Annotated in this window: 22 protein-coding genes and 1 pseudogene; 13 read left to right on the top strand and 10 right to left on the bottom strand. The window is 70.0% G+C overall.

Going from position 1 to position 25,850, the window contains the following annotated elements:
• Positions 1 to 210: 210 nt before the first annotated feature.
• Entirely contained in the window at positions 211 to 1,485 is a 1,275-nt protein-coding gene (locus tag LNW73_RS03215) for a transcriptional regulator (protein WP_250988794.1), read from the bottom strand.
• A gap of 271 nt (positions 1,486 to 1,756) precedes the next feature.
• Between LNW73_RS03215 and LNW73_RS03210 the strand changes: the two genes are divergently transcribed.
• Positions 1,757 to 2,995 carry a L,D-transpeptidase gene (locus tag LNW73_RS03210; RefSeq protein ID WP_250988793.1) on the top strand — a complete coding sequence of 413 codons (1,239 nt, stop codon included), beginning with the start codon at positions 1,757 to 1,759 and terminating at the stop codon, positions 2,993 to 2,995.
• Positions 2,996 to 3,159: 164 nt separating this feature from the next.
• Here the strand turns inward: LNW73_RS03210 and LNW73_RS03205 are convergent, their stop codons facing one another.
• On the bottom strand, positions 3,160 to 3,615 hold the full coding sequence (locus LNW73_RS03205; RefSeq protein WP_250988792.1) for a MarR family winged helix-turn-helix transcriptional regulator: 456 nt from the start codon (positions 3,613 to 3,615) through the stop codon (positions 3,160 to 3,162).
• Positions 3,616 to 3,750: 135 nt separating this feature from the next.
• Between LNW73_RS03205 and LNW73_RS03200 the strand changes: the two genes are divergently transcribed.
• Together LNW73_RS03200 and LNW73_RS03195 are read left to right on the top strand one after the other, a co-directional pair.
• Complete coding sequence (locus tag LNW73_RS03200; RefSeq protein ID WP_250988791.1) at positions 3,751 to 4,167, top strand: nuclear transport factor 2 family protein; 417 nt, start codon at positions 3,751 to 3,753, stop codon at positions 4,165 to 4,167.
• A gap of 106 nt (positions 4,168 to 4,273) precedes the next feature.
• Positions 4,274 to 5,488: an alpha/beta hydrolase family protein gene (locus LNW73_RS03195; RefSeq protein ID WP_250988790.1), complete on the top strand. Its 1,215-nt coding sequence runs from the start codon at positions 4,274 to 4,276 to the stop codon at positions 5,486 to 5,488.
• 433 nt (positions 5,489 to 5,921) lie between these two features.
• On the opposite strand, the gene LNW73_RS03190 is transcribed toward LNW73_RS03195, so the two are convergent.
• Complete coding sequence (locus LNW73_RS03190; protein WP_250988789.1) at positions 5,922 to 7,421, bottom strand: FAD-dependent monooxygenase; 1,500 nt, start codon at positions 7,419 to 7,421, stop codon at positions 5,922 to 5,924.
• Positions 7,422 to 8,090: 669 nt separating this feature from the next.
• Here LNW73_RS03190 and LNW73_RS03185 point away from each other — a divergent pair.
• The 4 genes from LNW73_RS03185 to LNW73_RS03170 all read left to right on the top strand — a co-directional run bounded on the left by LNW73_RS03185 (position 8,091) and on the right by LNW73_RS03170 (position 13,631).
• Positions 8,091 to 9,707, top strand: a complete 1,617-nt coding sequence (locus tag LNW73_RS03185) for a M4 family metallopeptidase (RefSeq protein WP_250988788.1) — start codon at positions 8,091 to 8,093, stop codon at positions 9,705 to 9,707.
• 305 nt (positions 9,708 to 10,012) lie between these two features.
• Positions 10,013 to 10,612 (top strand): LD-carboxypeptidase, encoded by a 600-nt coding sequence (locus LNW73_RS03180; protein ID WP_250988787.1) that lies wholly within the window; start codon positions 10,013 to 10,015, stop codon positions 10,610 to 10,612.
• Positions 10,606 to 11,004: a hypothetical protein gene (locus LNW73_RS03175; RefSeq protein WP_250988786.1), complete on the top strand. Its 399-nt coding sequence runs from the start codon at positions 10,606 to 10,608 to the stop codon at positions 11,002 to 11,004. The genes LNW73_RS03180 and LNW73_RS03175 overlap by 7 nt, the downstream gene beginning before the upstream one ends.
• A gap of 293 nt (positions 11,005 to 11,297) precedes the next feature.
• Positions 11,298 to 13,631 (top strand): cytochrome P450, encoded by a 2,334-nt coding sequence (locus LNW73_RS03170; RefSeq protein ID WP_250988785.1) that lies wholly within the window; start codon positions 11,298 to 11,300, stop codon positions 13,629 to 13,631.
• Positions 13,632 to 13,731: 100 nt separating this feature from the next.
• On the opposite strand, the pseudogene LNW73_RS03165 reads toward LNW73_RS03170, so the two are convergent.
• Both LNW73_RS03165 and LNW73_RS03160 read right to left on the bottom strand, forming a co-directional pair.
• Positions 13,732 to 14,133: pseudogene (locus LNW73_RS03165) on the bottom strand (alpha/beta fold hydrolase); the annotation flags it as partial.
• 34 nt (positions 14,134 to 14,167) lie between these two features.
• Positions 14,168 to 14,653 carry a hypothetical protein gene (locus LNW73_RS03160; RefSeq protein ID WP_250988784.1) on the bottom strand — a complete coding sequence of 162 codons (486 nt, stop codon included), beginning with the start codon at positions 14,651 to 14,653 and terminating at the stop codon, positions 14,168 to 14,170.
• Between the two features lie 325 nt (positions 14,654 to 14,978).
• Between LNW73_RS03160 and LNW73_RS03155 the strand changes: the two genes are divergently transcribed.
• Both LNW73_RS03155 and LNW73_RS03150 read left to right on the top strand, forming a co-directional pair.
• Positions 14,979 to 15,767 carry a hypothetical protein gene (locus LNW73_RS03155; protein ID WP_250988783.1) on the top strand — a complete coding sequence of 263 codons (789 nt, stop codon included), beginning with the start codon at positions 14,979 to 14,981 and terminating at the stop codon, positions 15,765 to 15,767.
• 190 nt (positions 15,768 to 15,957) lie between these two features.
• Positions 15,958 to 16,503, top strand: coding sequence for a class F sortase (locus tag LNW73_RS03150; RefSeq protein ID WP_308407631.1), 546 nt, complete (start codon positions 15,958 to 15,960; stop codon positions 16,501 to 16,503).
• A gap of 410 nt (positions 16,504 to 16,913) precedes the next feature.
• Here LNW73_RS03150 and LNW73_RS03145 read toward each other — a convergent pair whose 3' ends face one another.
• Positions 16,914 to 17,345, bottom strand: a complete 432-nt coding sequence (locus LNW73_RS03145) for an SRPBCC family protein (protein ID WP_250988781.1) — start codon at positions 17,343 to 17,345, stop codon at positions 16,914 to 16,916.
• 404 nt (positions 17,346 to 17,749) lie between these two features.
• Here LNW73_RS03145 and LNW73_RS03140 point away from each other — a divergent pair, with 404 nt between their 5' ends.
• The 4 genes from LNW73_RS03140 to LNW73_RS03125 all read left to right on the top strand — a co-directional run bounded on the left by LNW73_RS03140 (position 17,750) and on the right by LNW73_RS03125 (position 22,788).
• On the top strand, positions 17,750 to 19,150 hold the full coding sequence (locus tag LNW73_RS03140) for a DUF4331 domain-containing protein (protein ID WP_250988780.1): 1,401 nt from the start codon (positions 17,750 to 17,752) through the stop codon (positions 19,148 to 19,150).
• 154 nt (positions 19,151 to 19,304) lie between these two features.
• Positions 19,305 to 20,618, top strand: coding sequence for a tetratricopeptide repeat protein (locus tag LNW73_RS03135; protein ID WP_250988779.1), 1,314 nt, complete (start codon positions 19,305 to 19,307; stop codon positions 20,616 to 20,618).
• The gene (locus LNW73_RS03130; RefSeq protein ID WP_250988778.1) at positions 20,615 to 22,423 is read left to right on the top strand and encodes a HoxN/HupN/NixA family nickel/cobalt transporter; all 1,809 of its coding nucleotides are present in this window, start codon (positions 20,615 to 20,617) and stop codon (positions 22,421 to 22,423) included. The genes LNW73_RS03135 and LNW73_RS03130 overlap by 4 nt, the downstream gene beginning before the upstream one ends.
• A 47-nt stretch (positions 22,424 to 22,470) precedes the next feature.
• Positions 22,471 to 22,788 (top strand): hypothetical protein, encoded by a 318-nt coding sequence (locus tag LNW73_RS03125; protein WP_250988777.1) that lies wholly within the window; start codon positions 22,471 to 22,473, stop codon positions 22,786 to 22,788.
• Between the two features lie 187 nt (positions 22,789 to 22,975).
• On the opposite strand, the gene LNW73_RS03120 is transcribed toward LNW73_RS03125, so the two are convergent.
• From LNW73_RS03120 to LNW73_RS03105, 4 genes are all read right to left on the bottom strand, one after another.
• Positions 22,976 to 23,431 (bottom strand): hypothetical protein, encoded by a 456-nt coding sequence (locus LNW73_RS03120; RefSeq protein ID WP_250988776.1) that lies wholly within the window; start codon positions 23,429 to 23,431, stop codon positions 22,976 to 22,978.
• A 49-nt stretch (positions 23,432 to 23,480) separates the two neighbouring features.
• Positions 23,481 to 23,933 carry a cupredoxin domain-containing protein gene (locus tag LNW73_RS03115; protein WP_250988775.1) on the bottom strand — a complete coding sequence of 151 codons (453 nt, stop codon included), beginning with the start codon at positions 23,931 to 23,933 and terminating at the stop codon, positions 23,481 to 23,483.
• A gap of 72 nt (positions 23,934 to 24,005) precedes the next feature.
• A complete protein-coding gene (locus LNW73_RS03110; protein WP_250988774.1) occupies positions 24,006 to 24,806 on the bottom strand; it encodes a ferritin-like domain-containing protein in 801 nt (266 codons plus the stop codon).
• Positions 24,803 to 25,591 (bottom strand): ferritin-like domain-containing protein, encoded by a 789-nt coding sequence (locus LNW73_RS03105; protein ID WP_250978811.1) that lies wholly within the window; start codon positions 25,589 to 25,591, stop codon positions 24,803 to 24,805. Before LNW73_RS03105 ends, LNW73_RS03110 begins: the two co-directional genes overlap by 4 nt.
• Between the last annotated feature and the right edge of the window lie 259 nt (positions 25,592 to 25,850).

Here is a 25,850-nt window from a genome sequence, read left to right as displayed (position 1 = left end):
GGCATTGCGGTTCGCTACGCCCGCCCCCGGCGCAGGCTCGCCCGCGCAGGCCGCTACGCCGACCAGCGTGCCGGCGGGACCCAGGAGGCACCGTCGCACCGCGTTCTGACCGGCGGCGGGGAGTTCCCGGCTCGAGCCGTTCCCGCCGGTGAGCAGCGGTCGTTCCGGGGCCGGACCTGGAGCGCCGGGACGTCGGGCGCCGCGTCGCTGTCACTGCTGAAACGGGCTCGGCTCCCAGGCTTGTCCGCCGATCGGGTGGACGTACAGCGGCCGGCCCTTCACCGCGCTGGTGCGGAACGGCGTGCCGTGGCCGAGGTCGACGGGGAGCGTCCCCGTCCGGTCGCCGCTGGACCACTCCAGCTCCAGGTACCAGGACACGTCGTGGGAGGTGGTCCGGGCGGTGATCTCGATGACCTCCGGGTCGCCCTCGCTCACCTTCAGCGGCAGGCCGGTGCTGCCCTCGATCACGACCGGCCGCGGGCGGGCCGCGTCGAGATCGAGGTCGTAGGAATGGACGTCGACTCCACCGCCGCAGCCCTCGCCCATGGAATAGGCGTTCCAGGCGAGGGGAGCCGCGATCCGGGCGACCCGGACGTTGAGGCCCGACAGCACCACGGTGTCCCTGCCGGTGCCCTGCACGACGATCTCGATCGACAGGTAGCGGCCGGGAACCCCGCCGAGCCGGGAGACCCAGCCCGCCACGTCCGGCACCTGGGGCGGGCGAGGGACTTCGGACGGCGGGCGGTCGACCAGATACTGATCGCACGGGGTGTCCCACCCGGAAGGCTTGACCGAAACCTTGATCGGAGCGCTCGTGTCCGTCCCGCCGGTCGGCCCCGGCGAGCCCGCGCCCGTGCCGGCGGATGCGAGCGCGGGGGAGGACGGCGAGTCGGGGCCGCCCGGGGCCGGAGATCCGGCGGACGACTCCAGCCCCGTGGCGACGGCCCCGATGGTGGCCAGCACCACGGCGACCGCAGCCGCGGCCAGGATCCCTCGATGCCGGACCCGCCACCGCCGCGGCGCCGCCCCGGGGACAGGGTCGGGTTCGGCGCGGGCGGCGAGGACCGGTCCGGCCTCGTCACCTCTCCCATCCGGTGTCGCCTCCGCCTCCGCCCCCGCCTGCGCCTCGGCCCCCACCTGCGCCTCCGTCGGACCGGTCGCCTCCGTCGGACCCGTCGGACCGGTCGGACTTGACGGTTCGGGCCCGGCTGATGTCTTGCTTCCCCGCGCCGCGTGGGCGACGACCCACAGCCGGTACAGCTCGACGAGCTCTTCCGGAGTCGCCCTGCACAGCCGCGCGAGGTGGTCCAGCGGGGCGAACTCCGTCGGCACCACGTCGCCGGTGCAGTAGCGGTGGAGCGTCGAGGTGCTCAGATGCAGCCTCTTCGCCAGCGCGCCGTAACTGAGCCCCGACCGGCTCTTCAGCTCCCCGAGCAGCCGCGCGATCCCGTCCCGCTCCCTCAACTCCCCGAACCCCTCTGACACCGTTCCTCCACCCCGCTCTTGCGCCCCGCAATGATCGCGCCCCGCCGTCTCCGGCCGCCGTCGGCGGTCGGGTTCGGCACGCCGCTCCCGCTCCCGCGGTTCCCCGCCGCCGGCCACACGTTCCTCCGTCCCATGGACGCGTCCCAGGAAGGTTACGTCTTCCCAGCTCAAAGCCGGTAGAGGCGTCCCTGCGTCCCAGATCGGACGCCGGCCCTTGCTGCTGGGACGAAGCGGCCGACAGGCTCTCGGTGATCACCGAGAAGGAGCAATAGTGAGCACTGTTCAGGCGGCCCGGAGCGCGATACGTACCGGCGACCGATTCCACCGCGGCGCTGTGGCGCTGACGATGGGCGGCATCCTGCTGATGACCGCGGCCTGCGGCGGGCACCACGGCGAGGGCGCCGAGGCCTCCCGCGCGACGGACCCTGCCGCCACGACCAGGGCCGGGGCCGTGCCGAAGACGTCGGCCGCGGTGCTGGACGTCGAGCCGAAGGACGGCGCCCAGGGCGTCGCCCCGAACGCGCTTCAGGTGTCCGTCTCCCACGGGAGGCTCACCACCGTGGACGTGACCGACAAGAACGGCAAGCGCGTGCCCGGCTCGCTCACCCCGGACGGCACCGGCTGGAAGCCCGCCGCCGCGCTCGCACCCGGCACGGCGTACACGGTGAATGCTCAGGCGACGGACGCCGACGGCCTCGCGGCCGCCGCCACCACGGCGTTCACCACACGCGCGCCCGACAAGCAGGTCTCCACCAACGACAACATCGGCGACGGCCGGACCTACGGCGTGGGCATGATCGTCACGGTGGAGTTCAGCAGGAAGATCGTGAACAAGGACGCCGTCGCCAAGGGCATCACCTTCGCGACCGACAACGGCACCGAGGTGAAGGGCCACTGGTTCGGTAACGACCGGCTGGACTTCCGCCCGGCCGAGTACTGGAAGCCGGGCACCAAGGTCACCATCCACTACCGGCTGAAGAACGTCGAGGTCTCGCCGGGCGTCTACGGCGACGTGGACAGGGACGAGCCGTTCACCATCGGCCGGTCGCAGGTGTCCACCGCGAACGCCGCCACGCACCAGCTCACGATCGTCCGGAACGGCAAGGCCACCACCGTGCCCGCCACGCTCGGCGACGAGAAGCACCCGACGTGGGGCGGCACCATGGTGATCATGTCCAAGGAGAAGGTCACCCACATGAACTCCCGGACTGTCGGACTCGGCGACGAGTACGACATCCCCGCCGTCCCGCACGCGATGCGGCTGACCAGCAGCGGCACCTACCTCCACGGCAACTACTGGTACAAGGGCGACCCGTTCGGCAAGGCCAACACCAGCCACGGCTGCGTCTCGCTCAAGGACGTGGAGGGCGGCGGCGACAACTCCGTCGCGGGCGCGTTCTTCAACAGCTCGCTCATCGGCGACGTGGTCAAGGTCGTGAACTCGAAGGAGAAGGCGGTCGCCCCCGACAACGGGCTCGGCGGCTGGAACCTCCCCTGGGCGAGGTGGTAGGCCCGCCCGCACCGACCGCACCGACCGAACCACCCGCACCGACCGCATCGACCGAACCACCCGTGACGAACAGGACGGGCGGTCGCCGAACCGGTGCCCGTGGGCAGGAGAGGCCTCACCGCGAACCGTGCCCGCCGGGCCCTCGCCCGCCGGGCCCGTGACGGTCAGTCGTGGTCGGTGGCGAAGGGTCCCTCTTCGACGAAGCGGCGCAGGAGGCGGGCGAAGGTGCGGGCGTCGTCCTGCGGCCAGCTGGCGAGTGAGTCCTCGATGGCGTCCGCGAGTCGCCGCCGGGTGACGGCCACGATGGCGTGGCCGTCGTCGGTGAGGCTGAGCAGGGTGGCGCGGCTGTCGTCCGGGTCCGGGTGCCGCTCGAGGAGGCCGGACCGCTCCAGTCGGTCGGCGCGCCGGCTGACGGTGGTGCGGTCCAGTCCGACCTCGCGGCCGAGGTCGGCGGCGCTGCACGGGCCGGTGCGGGCCAGGCCGCTGAGGACCGGGTAGGTGAGGTCGTCAAGCGCCTCCTCCAGGCCGTCGGTGAGGCGGGTGTGGAGACGGGTGCGGGTGCTGCGCCGCAGGAGCAGCCCGAGGGTGTGGGCGATGTCGTCGCCGGTCGTGTTCGTCACCGCCCCAGATTAGCGTGCGCAACGCACGCTTTTCCTGCTATAGTCATAAGCGTGCTTGAGGCACGCATCTCCTGTACTCGCCGTACTCGCCGTACTTGTCCTACGGGCCGCCACCACCACACCGGAGGAAATCCCATGAACCGCACCGACATGCGCACCGAGATCCGCACCGACATCCGCACCGCCCTCACCGACCTGCTCCTCACCCCGGGCCTGGACCTGGACGAGGCCGCCGAGCGGCACTTCGCCCCCGACTACCGCCAGCGCACCGACGGCAGCTGGGCGGACCGCACCGAGTTCCTCGCCCACATCGCCCACCTGCGCACGGTCGTGGCCGGCGGCTCGGTCGAGGTCCACGACGAACTCGCGGACGGCGACCGGTACGCCGACCGCCACACCATGGAGGTCATCAAGACGGACGGCTCCACGGTCCGCATGGAGGTCTACGTGTTCGCCGAGTTCGCGCCCGACGGCCGCTTCCGCCGGATCGAGGAGACCACCTTGCTGCTCGAAGGCTCCGAGGCGGACCGCGACCTCGGCAGCGCCCGCTGAACCCCCTCGTGCCGATCCCCGGCGTCGGACGGCTCCGAGGCCGACCGCAACCCAGCCGCCGCCCCCGTCCGGCCGCGCTCATTCCCACACCTCCGAGGAGCCCGTGATGAAGCAGTTGCTGTTCCCGAGCAACCCGCAGTTCTGGTACGAGACCCTGCGTTCGATGAGCCATATCGCCTATGGTGGCGCTGATTTCGGGGAGGTCGTCTCTACGGGTGAGCGCATCGTCGAGGGTGATTACGACAGCTGGCACACCGAGTGGCTCGCGACGGCCGACCGGGTGGCCGGCGAGGCGCGGAAGGCGCTGGATGCCGGTCACCGGGTCAGTGCCCGGGACGGGTTCCTGCGGGCGTCGAACTATTACCGTTCGGCGGAGTTCTTCCTGCACGGTCACCCGTGCGACCCGCGTCACGACCACGCCTACGACCGCAGCGTGGCCTGCTTCCAGGCGGCCGCCGCCCTGTACACCCCGCGCATCGAGCCGGTCCGTATCCCGTACGAGGGCACGACGCTGCCGGGCTACCTCTACCGGGCCGACACCACCGGCGCACCCCGGCCGACCCTGATCATGCACTCCGGCTTCGACGGCACCGCCGAGGAACTCCACTTCAGCGGCGCGCTGGCGGCCGTGGAGCGCGGCTACACCGTCCTGACCTTCGACGGCCCCGGACAGCCCGGACCCCGCCACCACCAGGGCATGGTGTTCCGTCCCGACTGGGAGAACGTCATCACCCCCGTCGTCGACTTCGCCGAGTCCCTCCCCGAGGTCGACAACAGCCGTATCGCGCTGCTGGGTTCCAGCATGGGTGGCGTGCTCGCCCCCAGGGCGGCGGCGTTCGAACACCGGCTGGCCGCGGTGATCGCCGTCGACGGCGTCTACGACCTCGGCCAGATATCCGTCCGCAACATCCCCGGCGACCGTAACGCCGCCGAACAACTCCTGCGCGCGGACGGCGCCCCTGAACTCGACGCCGTCTTCGAGCAGATCATGGTCCAGGATGCCACCGCCCGTTGGGCGATCAACCACGGCATGTACGTCATGGGTGTCGACACGCCCCGGGCTTTCAGTGCCTCCTATCTCGACTACACCCTCGACCACGGCATCGCCGAGCAGATCCAGTGCCCCACCCTGGTCTGCGACGCCGCCGAGGACGAGTTCTTCAAGGGCCAGCCCGAGCAGCTCTACGACCACCTGACCTGCCCCAAAACCCTCATGGTCTTCACCGCCGAGGAAGGCGCCGGCGCACACTGCCACCCCGGCGCCATGCGCCTGTCCCTCGCCCGCATCTACGACTGGCTCGACGACACCCTCACGACGTGAGTGGTGGTCGCCGGATGGCCCTCCCGGTCGGCCTCGACCGCCCGGTGGGCCGCCGCCGGACCCGTTACGGGCGGGCTTCGGCAACTGCGACGTGCTCCTCGCCCTGCCGCAACTCGGCCTGCGGAGTGGGCGACGGGCCGGCCGGGCTGCTGCCGGTGCCGGGCTGGATGCGCGGCCGGGGCGGGCAGCCGGAGACGTACTGCCACCGGCTGCCACGGGGCGATACTGAACGCGATCCGCTACCTCGTCGACAACGGCATCAAGTGGCGGGCGATGCCCGCCGACTTCGCACCGTGGGACCGGGGGTCCATGCGTTCTTCCGCCGATGGTGCGCCACCCGACGCGACTGACGGATCGTCAAACTGCCCACCGCAGCTGGACCAAGCGAATCGACCCGCTGGACACAACGACGGACCGCTACGAAGGATTGAGGCTAGTAGACCTCGTACGAGGCCAGGTCCGCCGGGTCCTCCGTGGCGAGTGCCACATACCCGTCGGGCCGGACGAGAAAGAGTCCCCGGGCCGCGTACGCCTTGTGTGCGTGCCCGTCCACGTCGATGACGTCGCCCTGCTCGCCGGGCCGGCCGACCCGGACCAGTTTGTAGCGTTCGGAGGCCGGGGCGTCGGTCCCGCCGAAGGCGAGGAGAGTGGCGTGCGGGCCGCGGAAGAGGTCGAAGAGACGGATGGGCCCACAGGGGGCGTCGGGGGCGCGGTCTCCGGCGCGCATGGCGTCGTCGGCCAGGCCCTCGCGGCACTCGCGGGTCAGGGGGCCCTCGCGGTAGCCGAGGCCCAGTTGGAAGGTTTCGCCGCCGCGCTGGGAGAAGCCACGGTCCTTGTCCACACGGTCCTGCTCGAAGACCTGGGTGGTGAGGGCGAGCACATGCTGCGCGACCGGCCGCCGCTCGGCCTCGTAGCTGTCGAGGAGCGCGTCGGACGCGCCGCGCAGCGCAGCGCCGAGCTTCCAGCCGAGGTTGTACGCGTCCTGGATGCTGGTGTTGAGGCCCTGGCCGCCCGTCGGGGAGTGAATGTGCGCGGCATCGCCCGCGAGCAGGACGCGGCCGATGCGGAAGCGGTCGGCGACCCCGGCCTTGATGCGCAGCACCGAGGACCACCCCACCTCGTGCACCCGCACTTCCGCGTGGCCGGTGCGCTCCACGAGCAGCTGCTGGAGGGCCTCGGGCGTGGCGTCGGGCGTGAAGTCCGGTCCCGCGCCGCCGAAGTGGGCGAGCAGTTGGAAGGAGTCCGACCCTTCGAGCGGGCGGAGCGCGACGCGTCCGCCCGGCGCGGTGGGCCACACGTGCCAGTGCGCGCGGTCGACTCCGCCGATGAGGACGTCCGCGATCAGCGTCGGGTCGGTGACGAGGTCGGTGACGGGGAAGCCCACCCCGAGGGCCTTGCGGACCGTGCTGCGCCCGCCATCGGCCGCGACCAGAAAGGCGGCCCGTACGGCCGACCCGGTGCCGTCCGGCCCGCGCAGCCGCGCCGTCACCCCGTCCGCGTCCTGCTCGAAGCCGGACAGCTCGCAGCCGAACTCGACGCTGCCGCCCAGCTCTTCGAGGCGCGCATGGAGGATCTCGACGGTGCGCCACTGTGGGAGCATCCAGATCTCGCCGTACGGGACGTGGGGCGAGGGCTCGGCGCGCTCGAACGTGTCCCACTCGGCGACACGTGTGGTGCCGGCCCAGCTCTGAAGGCGCTGAATGGGGCCTCCTGCGACGCGAATCGCGTCGATGACGCCCAGGTCGTCGAAGACCTCCAGAGAGCGCGGCTGGAGGCCGGAGCCGCGCGAGCCGGGAAAGCCGCGGCTCTCCCGCTCCACGACGCGGCAGGCGATCCCGCGCCGGGCGAGGTCGCAGGCGAGCACCAGGCCGGTGGGCCCGGCTCCGGCGATCAGAACTTCGGTGGTGGGTGTAGTAGTTGCGGGCAGGCTCATCTCATACTCCTTGACGTCTTTCCTCCGCCGAACCGGAGCCGGCCGACGGGTGGTGCCCGGCACGCGAAAGAAGCGGGTTCTGTCGCGCTTCAACAGGGGGATGGGAATCCGCGCCGACCTCTCCACGCAGCGTGTGGACCCATCACCCGGGTGATGGTCTACGGACCGCTGATCAGCCACAAAATGAGGACAGCGTCAAGATCCCGGCTGTACCGGCAGGCCACCGGGATGCCGCGCCCTCGCCGGTGCCGTGCTGCCGCGGGCTCTGAGGGTCGGCGGCGGAGACGTTCAGGCCGGTCATGGGGCTGGCGTTTCTGTGGGCGGGTCATTTCCAGGCGCGATTCCAGGCCAGCGACTTCCGCGGCCGGGCCGGCGGGTCGAGCGTCCGGGCCGGAATCCGTGCGGTGACAGCGGGCTGTGGCACATCCGTTGACCTGGTCCGACACCGTGAGGCACGGAGTGGACCCGACGAGGACCCCAACCCTGCGCGTCGTAAGCGGAATCAAGCCAACTGTTTGCCGCGGCCATGACAGATGGCTGTAGGTGCTGACACGCTCGCCCCACAGGCACCAAGCGATGACTCGTTACCCACGTGCACCGCTTGTCCCGCCTATTACGCCTTGTTCGGCCGTGCTCCGCACGACGGCTACCCCCACACAAGGAGCATCAATGAGTCGCCCCCGCATACTCTCGAAGAGCTCGCTGACCACAGCAGCGGCTCTCGCCGCGCTGATCGGCGTCGGCTTCCAGACCGGTTCCGCCACCGCACAGACCGAAGACAACGGCCGGTCTGCCCAGGCGAAGACCTTTGCGACTCCATCCGCCGCCGCCCAGCCCGTGACAGTCTCCGCCGCGCAGCGCGGCGCGCTGCTCGCGGCGGCTTCCGGCAACAGCGCCGCCACCGCGCGGTCGCTGCACCTGGGTGCGCAGGAGAAGCTGATCGCGTCCGATGTCACCAAGGACGCCAACGGCACTGTCCACACCCGCTACCAGCGTACTTACGCCGGACTGCCGGTACTCGGCGGCGACCTCGTCGTACACGCCGACGCGAGCGGTGCCACCATCGGCGTCGACAAGGCGAACAACGCGGCCATCGCGGTCGCCACGACCACCGCTGCCCGGCTCGCACCGGCGGCCGGCGCGCGCCAGGTCGTCTGGGCGGGCAAGGGCACGCCCGCACTCGCCTGGGAGACCGTCACCAAGGGCCTGCAGCACGACGGCACCCCGAGTGAGCTGCATGTCATCACGGACGCCAGGACCGGGGCGAAGCTCTTCCAGTACCAGGGCATCGAGACCGGCACCGGCACCAGCGAGTACAGCGGCACGGTCACCATCGGCACCACGGCGGCCGGTGCGACGTTCACGATGGCCGACGCCACGCGTGGCGGCCACAAGACCTACGACCTCAAGCACGGCACCTCGGGCACCGGGACGCTGTTCACCAAGTCCACGGATGCCTGGGGCGACGGCACCGTCGCCAACGCGGAGACCGCGGGCGTCGACGCGGCCTACGGAGCCCAGGAGACCTGGGACTTCTACAAGACCGTGATGGGCCGCAACGGCATCCGTAACGACGGTGTCGGCGCGTACTCCCGTACGCACTACGGCAGCTCGTACTCCAACGCCTTCTGGGACGACGGCTGCTTCTGCATGACGTACGGCGACGGTGCCGGCGACAAGAAGCCGCTGACCGCGCTCGACGTCGCCGGGCACGAGATGAGTCACGGCGTCACCGCGGCCACCGCGAAGCTCGAATACAGCGGCGAGTCCGGTGGCCTCAACGAGGCCACCTCGGACATCATGGGCACCTCCGTCGAGTTCTACGCCAACAACGCCAAGAACCCCGGCAACTACCTCATCGGCGAGCAACTCGACCTGAACGGCGACGGCACCCCGCTGCGCTACCAGGACAAGCCCTCGCGCGACGGCACCTCGCCCGACGCCTGGTCCGCCGACGTCGGTGGCCTGGACGTCCACTACTCCTCCGGTCCCGCCAACCACTTCTTCTACCTGCTCTCCGAGGGCAGCGGCGCCAAGACCATCAACGGCGTCACGTACGACAGCCCGACCTCCGACAACAAGCCCGTCGCCGGAATCGGCCGGGACAACGCCTCGAAGGTCTGGTACAAGGCACTGAGCACCTACATGACCTCGAGTACCGACTACGCGGGTGCCCGCGTGGCCACCCTCAAGGCCGCGACCGACCTGTTCGGTGCCGGCAGCGCGTCGTACAACACGGTCGCCAACGCGTGGGCGGCCGTCAACGTCGGCGCCCGCGTGAGCTGACGCATCATCACGTTTCCTTCGGCGCCCCGTTGCCCTCCTTCACCGGTCGGCAGCGGGGCGCCGCCATTCCTCCGTCGTCCCGGCGCCGATGGACTGGCAGGTGCCGTTGAGGGCGTCGTCGGGGTGTGCCGGTGAACGCGCCTCGGCACCAGGCATCCCTGGGCCACCGTCATGTCAGCGTGGAGGTGGCCGGCGACCGTTGGCCTCCTGTCGGGATTCCGGGTCCTGGCTGATCGCTTCGAGGAGGCGGAATACCAGCGGCACCTGCGTGGTTGTCCGCCGTTGTCGATCAAGAAGGAGGCCCTATGCCTACGGTCCGTCGTCCGCGTGCGCTGAGTTCCGGCGATCTCGTGGTCGTCGCCGCGCCCTCAGGTCAGCTCGAGCCCGGTGAGGAGCCGCTGCTCGCTCGCGGTGTGGCGATATTGGAGCGGATGGGTTTCCGCGTGCGGGTCAGCCCGATGGTCGACCCCTCGCGGAGCCGCTGGTGGGCGGCGGGCGCTCCGGCGGAGCAGGCCGCCGAGCTCAATGCGCTGCTCCGGGACCCGGAGGTGCGGGCCATCGTCGCGCACACCGGTGGACAGGCGACCATCGGCTATCTCGATTTGATCGATCTGGATGCGGTCCGGGCCGACCCGAAGCCGATCCTCGGCTACAGCGACATCTCGCTGCTGCACATGGCGTTGTACGCCAGGACCGGCCTCGTCGGCTTCCACGCCGACATCGCCACCCACGGTTTCGGCAGCGATTGGTACACGCTGGGCGACGAGGCCCGTCGGTCCGAACTCGTCGACCTCTACGCCTGTGTGCTGACCAAGGCCGAGGCACCCGGCCTGCTGCCGGCAGGGGGACCTGGGAAACCTGGCACCCGGGCCGCGCGCAGGGACCACTGGTCGGCGGCTTGCTGAACCGCCTGGTCCAGTTGCAGGCGACCCCCTTCGCGCTGGCCCCCGAACGGTTCGACGGCGCCGTCCTGTTCTGGGAAGAGGTGCAGCGGCCCGTCACGCGGATCTGGTGCGACCTGCATACCTTGCGGCTGTCCGGGGTGCTGGACCGGATCGCGGGCATGGTGGTCGGCATCCCGAGTGAGGTCACGCCCTACGAGGGCGTTGGCGGAGACCAGGTCGGTCTGCGCGAGGTTGTGCTCGACGTCCTGGCGGAGCGTGACATCCCTGTCCTCGCCCAGGTCGACTTCGGCCACACCTCGCCGAACCTGCCGCTGCCCCTCGGCGTCCGCGCAGACGTGGACGCCGACAACCGGACCCTGTCCTTGCTCGAGTCGGCGGTCGCGGAACGCTGAGACGGCCCCACCACCCGTCGACCGTCACGGATCCACGATCAGATACGGCTACTCCGAGAGCCCCCCGGGGCGGACACGGGGTCACGCATGGGCGAGGAGACCTCCCGCAGGTGGCGGACTCTCACGCAGGAAGCCCGGACGGTGACGCATTCATTTCCGATGGTCGGTGAACCTAGCCTGGCTCCGCGGGCGGCGGAACCTGACCACGGGCCGCTGGAGTGCCCGCTCGCCCGCAACCACCGTGCCGGAGCCTTCGATCCGTCGCGGGAACGCGCACCCCCAAGGACGAGAACGTGACAACGGACGCCCCCGCATACCTGCCGCCCCGTACGGTCGCCACCGTTCCGGGGTGTCTGCCCCTGGTGGGGCACTCGCTGGCCCTGCTGCGCGACCCGATCGGCGTACTGCAGTCGATCCGCCCCCTGGGCGACCTGGTGGAGATCCGGCTCGGCACCCTGTCCGTGTACGCGGTGAACTCACCCGCACTGCTGCGGGAGATGCTCGTCACCGACGCGGTCTCCTACGAGAAGGGCCGCTACTTCCAGAAGTCCCGCCCCTTCCTCGGCAACGGACTGCCCAACTCCGAGGGGGACTTCCACCGCCGTCAGCGCCGCCTGATGATCCCGGCGTTCCACCGCGAGAAGCTCAACGCCTACACCGGCGTCATGCGCCTGAGCGCCACCACCTACTCCGAAGCCTGGACACCGCACAGCACGATCGACGTGGCCTCCGAGATGTACGCGATCGGCAGCGAAGCCGTCGCGAAGGCCCTCTTCGGCAGCGCCCTGGGCAACGAGGAGGTGCACCTCATCCGGCGCTGGCTGCCCACGTACGTCCACGAGTTGATGCGCCGTGTCGTCTCACCGGTCGACTGGCTGGACCGGCTCCCCACCGCGGGCAACCGCCGCTTCCGGGAATCGGGCACCCAGTTGCGCAAGGTCGTCGACCGGCTGATCCGCGAACGCCTCGACGACGACCGGCCCCGCGCCGACCTCCTCGGCATGCTGATGGCCGCCCGCGACGCCGACACGGGCGAGCCCATGAGTCCGGACCAGCTCCACGACGAGGTCATGACCGTCATGGCCGCCGGGATCGAAACCGCCTCGACCAGCCTGACCTGGCTCTTCCACGAGGTCGGTGCACGTCCCGAGATCGAGCGCAGGCTCCACGCCGAACTCGACGACGTCCTCGGATCGCGACCGGTCACCTTCGAGGACCTGCCGAAGCTCGTCTTCACCCAGAACCTGGTCCGGGAGACGCTCCGGCTGCGCAGTCCGGCCTGGATCCTGATGCGCCGGCCCGCCCGCCCCGGTGTCGTCCTCAGTGGAGTGGAGATCCCGGAGGGGACCGAGCTCCTGTTCAGCCCGCTCACCCTCCACCGTGACCCCGGCCTGTACCCGAACCCGATGGAGTTCGACCCGGACCGGTGGCTGACCGCCGACCCGCGCGGCTGGGCCTTCCTGCCGTTCGGCGCCGGTCCGCGCAAGTGCATCGGCGACCACTTCGCCCTCACGGAGATGGCCACGGTCGTCGCCACCGTCGCCGCCCGCTGGCGACTGGTCCCGCTCTCCGAGCGGCCGCCGCGCGAGGTGCCCGGCGCCGTACTGGTCCCGAGCCTTCTGCTGATGTCGCCTCGGCCCCGCGCCACGCAGACCCGCGGCGCCGGCCCACGGGGAGACGCCGGCGTCCGCTTCCCCTTCCCCGCGCGGATCAGCCCGGACGCCGCACGCGCGGCCGCCGAACACCTGCAGTGGCCCCGGTCCTTCGGCCTGCTCCCCACCGACCGCGCCGCCGAGCGCCACGCCCGCGGCCACTACGCCGAACTCGCGGCCCGCTTCCACCCGGCCGCGACCGGGCCGGATCTGGCCCTGGGGGTCGACCAGATGAGCTGGTTCTTCTGCTTCGACGACGCCTTCGACGGCCCGGCAGGCGACGAACCCGGGCAGGCCCGTGCCCTGGTCGACGCGGTCGCCGACGCCCTGGACGCGCCGCCCGCCCCCGACGCCCCGCCCCTCGTCCGCGCCTTCCACGACCTCTGGCTGCGCAGCTGTGAGGGCATGTCACCGTCCTGGCGCGAGCGGGCCGCCGCACACTGGCGGGCGTACCTGTACGGGCACGTCGAGGAAGCCGCCAACCGGCACTCGGGAACCCCGCTGACCGTGGACGAGTACCTGCGGCTGCGCCGCGACACCATCGGCGTGCAGCCCACACTCGACCTCGCCGAGCGGATCGGCCACTACGAACTGTCCGCCGACCTGTTCGCCTCGGACACCCTTGCCGTTCTGCGCACCCTGGCCGCCGAGATCGACTCCCTCCACAACGACCTCTACTCGCTGGCCAAGGAAGACGCCGGCTCGGACCCGCACAACCTCCTGCTGATCCTCCGGCGCGCGGACGGGGCGGATCACGACGACGCCTGCGCCGGCGTGCTCGGCATGCTGCACACGCGCATCGCCCGCTTCCGCGACCTCGAAGGCGAACTGCCCACCCTCGACGGCACGGCCCGCCTCGGCGCCCAGGACCGTACGGCCCTGGACCGCTACCTCCGGGACGCCCTGCACACGGTCATGCGCGGCCCCTACGACTGGGCCCCGCGATCCGGCCGCTACAGCACCGGCCCGCAGTGACCACAGGGGTCGGTCCCGGACACCGCTCGCTCGGATCGTGTGACGGGGAGGCGCGGAACCATGCCGGTCGTTCACTTGAAGGCATTGCTCAAGGCACCCGGTAGAACTCCGGACGGTTGGCGGCCAGCTGAGCCTGCATGTCGTCGAAGGCGCTCTTCGGCAGTCCGCCGGGATTGGCGTCGGTCTGCACCATCAGCGGGGGCACCGCGCTGATCAGCACCGCTTTGGCGACCCGGCTCTCGCCGTGCCGGGCGATGTCGTGCGCGACCTCGCCGCCACCGGTGGAGTGCCCGACGGGCACGGCGCCGTGCAGATCGAGATGTGCGGTCACGGCGGCGAGGTCGTCGGCGTAGTGGTCCATGTCGTGGCCGTTGCCGGTCTGGGTGGAGCGTCCGTGCCCACGACGGTCATGGGCTATGACCCGATAGCCGTGCTGCAGAAAGAACAGCATCTGGGCGTCCCAGTCGTCCGATGACAGCGGCCAACCGTGACTGAAGACGATCGGCTGTCCAGAGCCCCAGCACGGGTTTCGCGGATCAACAGTCCCAGAAGCTGTTGTCGATCCAGGCCCGGCGTCCTTTGGGGCCCAAGCGGTGGCGGGTGCAGGCCCGGCCGATATCGAGGCCGGCGGAGACCGCCTCGGCGGACCAGCCGAGCGTGTTCGTTTCAGGAACCAGGACCAAGTGGTCGAGAAGGATCTGTGCGAGCGGGGCGACCTCGATGGCGAATGCGTTCGCCTCGGACACGTCGTGGTGCGGCCGCTCGCTCACTCCGGAGTCGATGTTCCAGTACAGGACTTTGGGGACGCCGCCGCTGTGATCAGGAGCGAACAGGGTTCCCGGGTAGTAGCCGTCCTCCTGGCTGCTGCGGCGGTGGTCCGCGCAATGGAAGGAGAGCTCACCGCTCACCGTGTTGAGCACGATGTGCTGGTAGTGCCCGGCCTCGATGCTGAACGGGCGGGGGCCGCGACCGTCATCCTCGAGCGGGGTCCTGGTGCTTTGGCTCCCGGGGACGGGGGGCATGCCAGCGGAGGTCACCTCGCGGACAGTCACGGTCGGGATCTTGCGCGTCCTCACGCTTACCAGGCTGATGTTCCCGGGCATCGACGTCAACTGGTTATGGCGGCGGCACTGCGGGTTTCTCCAGGCCGGCCGCACTGATCATGACGGCTGATGGTCCGCCGCTCTTTCGCACCCATCCGGTAGCCGGGTCTGCTCCGAATCAAGGGTGTGAGTTGATCCCGGCGGCCTTGGTAAAGCCCCTTCGGTCGCTGTTCCTCCCAATGGCACAGGAGCCCCTCCTGCCATACGGCACCGGACTGCCGCGGGGCTCCGTTTGGAGCAAGCCATGAACAAGACTCTCCTGCCCCTGGTCGGTATAGCCGCGTTCGCCGTACCGCTGGCGCTGCCCGCGATGGCGTCCGCACAGGACTCCAGCGGCGGTGCGAACTATCAGGCCACCCTCGACCCGGTCGCCACCAACATGGTCGACGGATCCGGCACCGCCACCGTCACCCTGTCGGGCAACCAGGCCACCGTCTCGGTGACCGCCAACCAGCTGCTCGACGCCTCCCCGCACGCCCAGCACATCCACATCAAGGGCTCGGGCGAATGCCCGAAGGCAGACGCGGCCCATGACCACAACGGGCACAAGGCGATCAGTACCACCGACGGTCTGCCCGCCTACGGCAAGATCGGCACGTCCCTGACCACCAAGGGCGACACCAGCCCGAACAGCGCGCTGGCCATCGACCGCTTCCCGTCCACCGGCTCGTTCCACTACACCCGCACGATCACCGTGACACCGGACGTGGCGGCCGCAGTGCGGGCCAACAACGCCGTGATCGTGGTGCACGGCATCGACTACAACCACAACGGCAAGTACGACAACGTCCTGGGCGCCAGCGAGCTGGACCCGAAGCTCCCCCAGGAAGCCACCGCGCCCGCCATCTGCGGCGCCCTGAACTCCATGCCCACCGGCGGAGCGGGAACCGGTGACGGAGCCACCCAGGCATCTCAGGCGTCCAACGGCAGCAACAGCGCCGATCTGATCGCCACCGGCCTGGGCGCCGCAGCGGTCGCGGCACTGGCCGGCACTCTGATCCTGCGGCGCAGGAACGCCGCAGCCCAGCGATGACCGACGGGACCGGGCCCGGCACCACGCCCGAGCCGCACCCCGAAGCAGCCGCCCCCCGTCCGGCGGGGGCGGCACCCGCCGCCGCACCATCATCGGACTCACCGCGGCACTGGCCCTGGCCGCAGCCGGTGCCGCCGTCGCCCTTACCGGCGCACCCAGCAGCAGCGCCCCGCCACCCCAGCCCCCAGCCGTGGCGGCCCCGGCCACCACGGCGCACCCCACACCACCCCAGCCCCCCGGCACACCGGTGCCGCACTCCTCAGCCGGACACGTCCTCCCGGCTTCCGTGCCGGTGTCCCTGGACATCCCCGCCATCGGCGTCCACACCACGCTGCTGGCCCTGGGCCGCAACACCGACGGAACCGTCCAGGTCCCCTGGAAGCCGCTGAAGGCCGGCTGGTACAAGGACTCACCCACCCCCGGACAGCTCGGCGCATCCGTCATTCTCGGCCACGTCGACTCCAAGGAGACCGGGCCCGCCGTCTTCTACCGGCTCGGCGCCCTCACCGCAGGCACCCGCATCAGCGTCACCCGGAGCGACGGCACCACCGCCGCCTTCACCACCGACTCCGTGCGGGCCTTCCCCAAGGACGATTTCCCCACCCTGGACATCTACTCCAGCACCGCGGACCGTCCGCAGATCCGCCTCATCACCTGCGGCAACTGGGATCCCAAGACCCGCACCTACCTCGGCAACATCGTCGCGTTCGGCACCCTCACCGACACCGCCGGGTAACACGGCCACGGTCACGGCCACCGGACAGCGAAACGTCGGGCCACCAAGCCGGTCTTGAGTGGGCAACGAATACCTATTGAGGGGGCGCACCGGAGACAGGATTCCGGTCCCCCGCGCGGGCCATCCCGCCGGAGCAACCGGTCGGTCCCTTTGCCGGTATCCGCAGAAAGGCTGAGTGTCATGACCAGAGACGAGTTCGACAAGGTCATAGCCGAGGCCGCCGCACGCATCCGCCGCACGGCGTTCCCCACCCCCACGTGTCCGGAGGAGCGAGAGCACGCGGTTCATCCCCAGCACGCGGAATACGGCGGATCCGCCCATTAACCGGTCGGTCGGGTCCGGTCCGGTCCAGAACCGCACCGAACCGAACCGTTCCTCTGGACGACGGCGAATCCACTGACGCCTGACGGTCAAAGAGCGTCGATCACTTGCGGCATCCGGCGGCTCACCTCATCGCCGAGCCGTTCGAATTCACCACGCAGGAAGGGATCGGCCAGCTTGGCGAGCCCGTGGAACGTGATGTGTGCGTGGTAGGTGATGGCGGTACCTTCCGGTACTGCCCGGAAGGTGAGGTCGTCGGTCGAGGTCGCTGTCTTGTTCTCGCCGACGAACGTGAGGCGGGCCGGCTCCAGGCGGACGAGGCGGTAGGCCAGTTCCGTCTCGCGGTTCTTGAAAACCGACACGTTGCGCCACCGCGACCCTTCACGCACCGGACCGTCGTCCAGGCGCAGGCAGAAGCGGGTGCCCGGATCCCACGCTTCGGCCCTCGAAAAGTCCTTGAGGTAGTCCACCACCACCTCAAGCTGCTGTGCGACGGTGAATGTGCGCTCCACGGTGACCATGAGAAACCCAACTTCGCGAGTAGCAACTCGGCACAGCCGACGGAGGTCGGCCGTGCCATGAATAGTGGTTGCAGATGCAGATGCCCCGGAGCAACCAAGCTATTCGTGTGTGAACGCGTGGTCCGATCGTCCGCCGGGTGATGGAGGCGTGCCGGCCCTCATGGAAGCGGCTGGTCGCTACCCGCGCAGTCCGATCAGCGGATTCTTGGCGGCCTGGCCTGAATGGCTGGAAAGGTAGCCCATTCGGGTTGCGTTGCCGCGTCAGGCCAATCCGCGGCGCTGTGTGGATTCGAAGAGGGTCCGGAGGCCCAGTCCTCCACGACCATCCCTTCATCCGCAGAGAAAAGATCCTCATGACCTCAAGAAAATCACTGGCCGCAAGCGGTCGGTGGAAGTCGGCAGCGATGCTGCTGGCCCTCGGTTCGGCAGTCGCCGGTGCCGCACTGGCGGGCCCGGGTTCCGGTGTCGGTCAGGCGTCCAGCCACCGGGAAGCACCGCTGATCGCGGCCGACCCGCAGGTCGACAACACCGACCTGTACGCGTTCACCAGCCCGGACAAGGGCAAGTCCGACACGGTGACGCTCACGGCGAACTGGATCCCGTTCCAGGAGCCGAACGGCGGACCGAACTTCTATCCGTTCGCTGAGGACGCGCACTACGACATCAACATCGACAGCCAGGGCACCGGCAAGCCGGACCTGACCTACCGGTGGACGTTCCGCAACGAGGACCGGCGCGGCGAGAAGACGTTCCTGTACAACAACGGCGTCGTGAACAACCTCAACGACAAGACGCTGCTGTTCCGCCAGCACTACAGCCTGCAGGAGATCCGCGCGGGCAAGAAGCCGGTCACGCTCGTCGCGGACGGCATCGCCACGCCGTCCAACGTCGGCAAGGCGTCCATGCCGAACTACGGCAGGCTCCGCAACCAGGCGACGCAAAAGCTGCCCGGCGGCGGTCAGACCGTCGCCACACAGGCCGCGGACCCGTTCTTCCTGGATCTGCGGGTCTTCGACCTGCTCTACGGCGGCGATCTCTCCGAGACCGGGCACAACACCCTGAACGGCTACAACGTCAACACGTTGTCCATTCAGGTGCCCAAGTCCAAGCTCGCCTTCAAGGGCAACGCCAAGCGCAACCCGGTCATCGGCGTGTGGAGCTCCACCGAGCGGCGCACGATGCAGCTCAGCCCCGGCAAGCAGACCCCCACGGGTAAGTACGTGCAGGTCTCACGTCTGGGCAACCCGCTGGTCAACGAGGCGGTGGTGCCGGCCGGGCTGAAGAACGCCTTCAACGCGCTGCCGCCGTCGGAGGACCACAACCAGCCGAAGGTCGTCGCGAAGGTCCTCGACCCGGAGCTGCCCAAGCTCATCCAGGGCATCTACGGCATCCCGGCGCCCGCCACCCCGCGCAAGGACCTGCAGGAGATCTTCCTGACGGGCATCGCGAAGGCGGCCAACGGACCGCTGGCCGTGGACCTGAACTCGCAGTTGATGAACCTTGACATCAACAAGAAGCGGTTCGTTCCCGCCGAGGAACTGCGGCTGAACATGTCGACGCCGGTGACGGCCAACCCGGACCGGCTCGGCGTGCTCAACGGTGACTTCCAGGGCTTCCCCAACGGCCGCCGCATGGGTGACGACGTCATCGACATCGCCATCCAGGCGCTCGAAGGAGCCACTCCCGGTCACCTGATCCAGGCGCTGGCCGCCGGTGACGGCGTCAACGGGCCGGGCGTTCCGTTCGGGACCACGTTCCCGTACGTCGCTCTGCCGTACACCGGTTCGGTCAACCAGGCCGGCTAACCCCGGCCAGCCCCACAGGCCGGTGCGGGCCGACACCATCTGCCCGCACCGGTCCACCGGACCCCGTCGTTGACGAACGCGTACGCCCATCGGTTCGTCCACGGCTCAGCACGCCCGTCCTCCATCGTCCATCGTCCAGAGAGGGATGTCGTTCATGCGCCGCCTCGCCCTGATCGCCACCGCCGCCGCGCTGTGTGCCGGCCTGACCGGATTCGCGGCGCTGGAACACAACTCCAACCCCCCTCCTCCCGCAGCGGCGCCCGCCCCGGCGGCCGGCTCGGCCCATACCGCGCTGTCGATCGGCGCGGTGGTGAGCAAGCTCCAGGACAAGCTGCGCCGGCAGCCGGCCGACGCCGCATCCTGGGCGCAACTGGGCTCCGCATACGTCGAGCAGGCCCGGCTCACGGTCGACCCGACGCTGTACCCCAAGGCGGAAGCGGCGCTGCGGCGCTCGCTGACGTTGCAGCCGGTCGTCAACACGGCCGCGCAGACCGGCATGGCCGGACTCGCGAACGCCCGGCACCAGTTCACCCAGGCTCGCACGTGGGCCGATCAGGCCGTCGCCGGGGACCCGTACGCATGGGCCGCCTACGGGGCACTGGCCGATGCCCTGACCCAACTCGGCGACGACGCCGGAGCCCAGGCCGCCGTTCAGCGGATGCTGGATCTGCACCCCTCGACCGCGTCCTTCACCCGCGCCTCCTACACGCTGGAACTGCACGGCCGGACCGATGAGGCAGCGCAAGCCCTCCAGCGTGGACTGGAGGACGCCTCCAACCCGGCCGACCAGGCCTTCTGCCAGCACTACCTGGGCGAATTGGCCTTCAACACCGGTGCCACCACAGTGGCGTTGGAGCACTACCGCAAGGCGCTGGCCCTGGACCCGACCTACACCGCCGCCCTCGCGGGAGTAGCCCGCGCCGAAGCCGCGCTGGGCCAAACGGCCAAAGCCGTCACCGACTACCAGGCGGCGATCGCCCGCGTTCCCCAACCTCAGTACGTGCTCGAACTCGGCGAACTGCTCGAGTCCCTGGGCCGTACCGCGGAGGCTCGTGCGCAGTACAGCGTCCTGGAAGCCGAGCAGAAGCTGTTCGCCGCCAACGGTGTCGTCGACGACCTGAACCTCGGCCAGTACCAGGCCGACCACGGCAACCCGGAACTCGCCGTCACCTTGCTCACCGCCGAATGGGGCCGCCGGCACAGTGTGCTGGTCGCCGACGCACTGAGCTGGGCCCTGCACCGGGCCGGCCGCGACGAAGAAGCGCTGCCCCTGGCCCGGGAAGCCAACCGGCTCGGCTGGCGCGACGCCACCCTGCGCTACCACCGCGGCGTCATCGAGCAGACGGTCGGCGACGACCAGGCCGCACGCACCGACCTGACGGCTGCCCTGGCAGCCAACCCCGCCTTCTCACCCCTGCGCGCACGCGACGCACGAGCGCGCCTGGCCCGCCTCCAAGGACAACGATGATCCGCCTCTTCGCGCGCACGCGACAAGTCGCCCTGCTCCTCGTCGGCATCCCGATGCTGCTGTCCCTGGCCGCACCCGCCGCGTCCGCGCATCCGCTGGGGAACTTCACGGTCAACCGCTACGACGGGCTGACGCTTCACCCCGACCACGTGGACGACCTGGCCGTGGTGGACACCGCCGAGATCCCCACCCTCCAGGCCATGCCCGGTCTGGACACCGACCATGACGGCCGACTCGGCGCCGGGGAGGCCGCATCCCATGCCCGGACAGCCTGTGCCCTGCTTGCCCACGGCATCACCGCCACCACGAGCCCGCAGGGCAACAGCGCGGCACGGGCAGACACGCTGCACTTCCAGGTCCGATCGTCCAACTACCGGCTCGTACGGGGACAGGCCGGTCTCGACACCGGCCGGCTCGAATGCCGGCTGACGGCGCCGGCGGACCTGGGGACGTCAGGGCTCGTAGACCTCTCCACCGGGGTGGACTCCGCTCGGATCGGCTGGCACGAGATCACCGCAAGGGGCGAGGGAGCGCAGATCGGCTCCTCTGACGTACCGGCGACCTCTATTTCGAACGAGCTGCGGAAGTACCCCGCTGATCTGCTGTCCAATCCGCCCGACACCCGCCACACCCGCATCACCCTCGGCAACGGTCCCGGGGCGGCGGCAGCCACCGCACCCGGCACGGGCCTGCTGGGAAGCTGGTACGCGGCCCTCGACGCCCATCTGGGCTCCCTCACCGACAGAGACCGACTCACCCTTCCCGTCGGGCTGCTCGCCGTGCTGCTGGCTCTCGTACTGGGTGCGGGGCACGCGGCACTGCCCGGACACGGCAAGACCATCATGGCCGCCTACCTCGCGGGCCGGCAGGGCCGCCCGCGCGACGCGGTCACGGTCGCCACGACCGTGACCCTCACCCACACCGCGTCCGTCCTGGTCCTGGGTACCGCCTTGAGCGTGTCCTCCGCACTCGTCGGCGAACAAGCACTCGCCTGGCTCGGCACCATCAGCGGACTGGTCATCATCGCCGCCGGCATCTGGCTCGTCCCCGCCGCCCTGCGCAACCTGCGCAACCGCGAGGAGACGGAAACCGCGCACCAGGAGCACACACACCACAGCCACTCACACGGCGATCACGATCACGTTCATGCGCATACCCCCAGCGCATCGGCCGTCGTCGCCATGCCCCTCGCGGTTGATCAACTTGCCGCAGTCACTGTTGCAAGCGGAACCGTCGTTGCGGCCGACACCATGACGGAGGCGCCGCACTCCACGGGCGCCAACTCCCTTGCCCAGCATGGCCATTCCGCCTCGCCCACCACCCCTGACCAGCACCAGCACCAGCACCATGTCATGGCGCAGAGCCGCCATCACAGCCACGGTGACGCACACGGGCACAGCCATGAGAAACATGCACATGGACACGGGCACGGGCACAGCCATGGGCTGTTCGGCCACCATCATCACGGGAAGTCGACCACCCGCAAGAAGGGCGGCCTGATCGGTATCGGTATCGCCGGTGGGCTCGTCCCCAGCCCATCCGCCCTGGTCGTTCTGCTGGGCTCCATCGCCCTGGGCAGAACGGCTTTCGGCGTTGCCCTCGTCATCTGCTACGGCCTGGGCATGGCCGTCACCCTGGCCGCAGCCGGTCTGTTCCTGCTCAAACTGCGCGACCGGATCCCGGCCCTGAACGGCGGAACTGCGGGCCGGTTCGCGACGTGGGGCGCGCGGATCACCCCACTGGGCACCGCACTGCTCATCCTGGCCGTCGGGGTGGGCACCGCACTGCGAGCCATGCCGCTGTGAACGGCCACCATTGCTTCCCCATCACTCCGGAAGGCAGGAAGACGACCATGGCATCACGTGTCCGCACCCGCTGGGCCACCCTGTTCGTGCTCGGCGCGCTCGCGCTCACCGCCTGTGGTTCCTCCGCGGCGCGCACCGGCGCACTCGACACCACCTCCGACAGCAAGAAACCTGCCTGCCGTGCCCACCAGGGCGTGCTGCCCAGCCAGGACTACACCGGGGGAAGCGATGCCAAGACCTTGGCCGTCCTCGCCATGATGAAGTACTACACCGCCAAGGGAACGCTGCCCTTCTGCGACGCCAAGCCCGCCACCGAGCAGGACACCGCCTGGGCTCAGCTCTACACCGATCTCACCAAGCCCTGACCCGTGAGCGGTTCCGGCTCCGCGGTCTCCAGGAAGGGCGAAAGCACCTGCAGGCTGACCGGGATAGTCTCCTGGCCGCCGGTGCGGCTAGGGCGGCGAGGCATCGGCTCGGGGCCCGCCTCAGCCGTGCGGACTGTTCCAGCGTGCCGGACACTCTGCCATCGGGTACATGGCGGCGGAGTGGGTCTCAGGTTCCGACGGGCGAGCTACCAGTTTCGGCAGGACGCGTACGCCGCGTGATGAGAAGTGCGGTGGTGGCGATGACGGCGAGAACTTGCGCAGCAGCACTGAGCTTCTTGTCGTCGGACCAGATGGGTTCGTACATGTCGGGCAGCGGGCCCAGAGCACCGACGTCGACATAGCGGTAGAGCACGAGCGCGGCGAGGCCGCCCGCCGCGACGAGCCAGGCGAAGGCGTCACCCAGTGGGCGGCGCCAGGCGAGGACCAGCAGGGCTGCCAGGGATGCCAGGCCCGCTTCGACGCGGAACAGGGTGCCCTGGCTGATGGTCGCACTGACCGCGTCGTACTGGTCAGCAAGCTTGGCGTGGACGTACGCGTCGACGGCCAAGCCCACCGCGGCTGCGACCCGGCACGCCCCGCGCGCGGTCCGGAGGGCGCTGAGGGACGTTGTGGCAGGTGTCATGGCCGGTTCCTTCGTTGTCTGCGGCGACGGCCGACGGGGTTGGGATACCTCAGCGGACGGTGAGAGTGCCCTTCATGTACTGGTGGATGTTGCAGATGTAGCTGTAGCTCCCCGCCGTCGCGGGGGCTTTGAACGTTGCGGACTTGCCGCCGGCGATGGTGCCGGTGTCGAAGGCCTTGGAGTCGGTGGCCGTGGCGGTGTGCGGGGTCTTGTCCTCGTTGAGGACGGTGACCACCGTGCCCGGTGCGACGGTCAGCGAGGCCGGGTTGAACAGGAAGTCCTTGATGACGATGCGTGCCGCTGCTCCGGACGCGGTGCCCGCCGGTGACGAGGCCGGCGTGGTGGAGGAGGACGAGCCGCCGGAGCTGGAACTGGAACAGCCCGTCAGAGCGAGCAGCGCGCAGATGGCACTCGCGGCGGCCAGGCGTCCGCGACGGGGACGTACTCGGTTGGCGTTGACGTTCATCTGCGGGCCCAATCCATCGACGGCAATGACTGACATGGGATAGCGATACCAAGGAGTGGTGCGCCCCGGACTCCGACACGCTGGGAGCCCGGGGCGCACCATGCATCATCAGACCGTCAGCAGGGTGGTGCTGGCGGCCTTGTCCACGGGCAGGAAGTCGTCCGGGACGGGGTACTGACCGAGCACGTAGTGCAGGATCGCGGCGTGCATCGCCTCGACGGGGGCGATGGTGGCCGCGGTGCTGATCCCGGCAGGGCTGATGACGTTGTAGGTCGCGAACAGGTACGTCTGCGCGGCCTGGTCCTCCAGTTGCAGAGCCAGCTTGGCGACGGAGCCGACATCCGTCGCCTTGCCGAGCGCGGCGGTGACGTCGGCCTGGTTGGACAGCGGCACATTGGTGATGGCGGGCTTGCCGGCGCCGGTCAGGACCGCGTTCCAGGCCTTCGCGTGGTCGGCGTGCTGGGCCATCGCGGTGGTGACGAAGGTCGCCACCGCGGGCGGTACGGTGCCGAGCTTGCCCGCCTTGGCCGCGGCCAGGGTCGCTTGGTAGGCGCCCACGGCCTGGTTCTCCAGTGCGGTGGCCAGTGCGACGACCTTCAGGTCCCCGGTGTACTGGCCGCTGCCCGACGCCGCTCCGGAGGACGACGGCGACGCCGACGCGTCCGACGTCTTGTCGCTGCTGGAGCAGGCGGCCAGGGCCATCGCCGCCGCGACACCTCCGGCTCCGAGCAGGAAGCGGCGCCGCCCCAGATTCGTTCGCTCCGCCGTGCGGATCTCCTCCGCCAGATCGACGGCGCCGGCCCGCATCGCGGGCAGCGTCTCCCGATGAGCCTGGTCCATGTCGTGGGTCAGACGGGCGAGTTGCTGCTCGCTGATCTGCAGTTCCCAGCCGTTGCGTGCAGTGCTCACTTCACGGCTCCTTCGGAGATCGGCGAGGCGTCCTTGGTCGGGTAGAAGGCGTCGGGGAACCCGACGCTGCCCGCGGCGGCGGGCAGCTTGGCCGCGTCCGTCGGGATGGCGATGAGGTCGGGAAGATTCCCGGCCAGCAGCGCCTGAACGGCCAGCAGCGTCGCGCGGTGCTGGGCCTCGACCGGGGCGACCGAGGCGAAGAGCTTGCGCAGTTGTGCGTCGCTGACCTGGCCGACGTTCTTGGTGTAGGTCTGGGCGGCGACGTTCTCCAGCGTGATCGCCAGCGCGACCACGTCGGCCGGAGTCTTGATGGTGGGCAGGGCTTCCTTGACCACGGCCGCGTACTTGGGGTCCGGGCCGGTCTGGGCCTTGCCGCCCGCCTGGGTGGCGGCGGCGTTGAACGCCTTGGCGTGGGCCTGGTGCTGGGTGGTGGTCTTGGCGATGAAGGCCGCGACGGTCTTGTTCCCGTCCTTGATGAACGGCAGCCCCGCAGCGGTCTGGTAGACGCTGATGGCCAGGTTCTCCAGGGAGGCCGCGGTCTGCAGCGCCATGATGTCGTCCGCGGTGGTTGCCGCCGCGGCCCGCACGGACGACAGCACTGCCGCTGCCCCCGCCACACCGGCCAGCGTCCCCGACCGCTGCCACCAGTGGCGCGACCGGGGCGCGGTGGCCTCGGTGAAGTCGTCCAACGCGCTGCCGGTGATGCGCAGTGCGTCGCTGTTGAGGTCTTCGGATTGCTCGGTGAGCTCTTCCAGCAGTCGGGTGTCGATGCGCTGTACGCCCATCACGCCCCATCTCTCTCGGCGCCCACTCCGTCGCAGGCACGTCCACTGCCCCTTCGGTGCCGTGGCCCCGGCGGATTGCTCGGATCATCCGTACAGCGGCTCGGTTCACCCCCAAGGGTGAACGGCGGGCTCCCTGGGAACCCGAACGGACCCAGTCGTGGCAGCCCCGACGAGCTACACCAGGCGCGGCCGGTGTGGGAGGTCGTCAACCGCATGAGCGCACGTAACCCGTGTCATCCGCCTGGCTGTGGGCAAGAGA

The sequence above is a fragment of the Streptomyces sp. RKAG337 genome, assembly GCF_023701715.1.
GTDB lineage: Bacteria > Actinomycetota > Actinomycetes > Streptomycetales > Streptomycetaceae > Actinacidiphila.
The sequence above is the reverse complement of the archived record's forward strand: the minus strand, read 5'-3'. Positions and strand labels throughout refer to the sequence as shown.

Excerpts from the sequence above, each read along its gene's own strand:
- LNW73_RS03120 (WP_250988776.1), bottom strand. The coding sequence starts at position 23,431 with ATGACACCTGCCACAACGTCCCTCAGCGCCCTCCGGACCGCGCGCGGG.
- LNW73_RS03195 (WP_250988790.1), top strand. The coding sequence starts at position 4,274 with ATGAAGCAGTTGCTGTTCCCGAGCAACCCGCAGTTCTGGTACGAGACC.
- LNW73_RS03135 (WP_250988779.1), top strand. The coding sequence starts at position 19,305 with ATGCGCCGCCTCGCCCTGATCGCCACCGCCGCCGCGCTGTGTGCCGGC.
- LNW73_RS03125 (WP_250988777.1), top strand. The coding sequence starts at position 22,471 with ATGGCATCACGTGTCCGCACCCGCTGGGCCACCCTGTTCGTGCTCGGC.
- LNW73_RS03200 (WP_250988791.1), top strand. The coding sequence starts at position 3,751 with ATGAACCGCACCGACATGCGCACCGAGATCCGCACCGACATCCGCACC.
- LNW73_RS03160 (WP_250988784.1), bottom strand. The coding sequence starts at position 14,653 with ATGCCCCCCGTCCCCGGGAGCCAAAGCACCAGGACCCCGCTCGAGGAT.
- LNW73_RS03180 (WP_250988787.1), top strand. The coding sequence starts at position 10,013 with ATGCCTACGGTCCGTCGTCCGCGTGCGCTGAGTTCCGGCGATCTCGTG.
- LNW73_RS03155 (WP_250988783.1), top strand. The coding sequence starts at position 14,979 with ATGAACAAGACTCTCCTGCCCCTGGTCGGTATAGCCGCGTTCGCCGTA.
- LNW73_RS03115 (WP_250988775.1), bottom strand. The coding sequence starts at position 23,933 with ATGTCAGTCATTGCCGTCGATGGATTGGGCCCGCAGATGAACGTCAAC.
- LNW73_RS03190 (WP_250988789.1), bottom strand. The coding sequence starts at position 7,421 with ATGAGCCTGCCCGCAACTACTACACCCACCACCGAAGTTCTGATCGCC.
- LNW73_RS03105 (WP_250978811.1), bottom strand. The coding sequence starts at position 25,591 with ATGGGCGTACAGCGCATCGACACCCGACTGCTGGAAGAGCTCACCGAG.
- LNW73_RS03185 (WP_250988788.1), top strand. The coding sequence starts at position 8,091 with ATGAGTCGCCCCCGCATACTCTCGAAGAGCTCGCTGACCACAGCAGCG.
- LNW73_RS03140 (WP_250988780.1), top strand. The coding sequence starts at position 17,750 with ATGCTGCTGGCCCTCGGTTCGGCAGTCGCCGGTGCCGCACTGGCGGGC.
- LNW73_RS03145 (WP_250988781.1), bottom strand. The coding sequence starts at position 17,345 with ATGGTCACCGTGGAGCGCACATTCACCGTCGCACAGCAGCTTGAGGTG.
- LNW73_RS03130 (WP_250988778.1), top strand. The coding sequence starts at position 20,615 with ATGATCCGCCTCTTCGCGCGCACGCGACAAGTCGCCCTGCTCCTCGTC.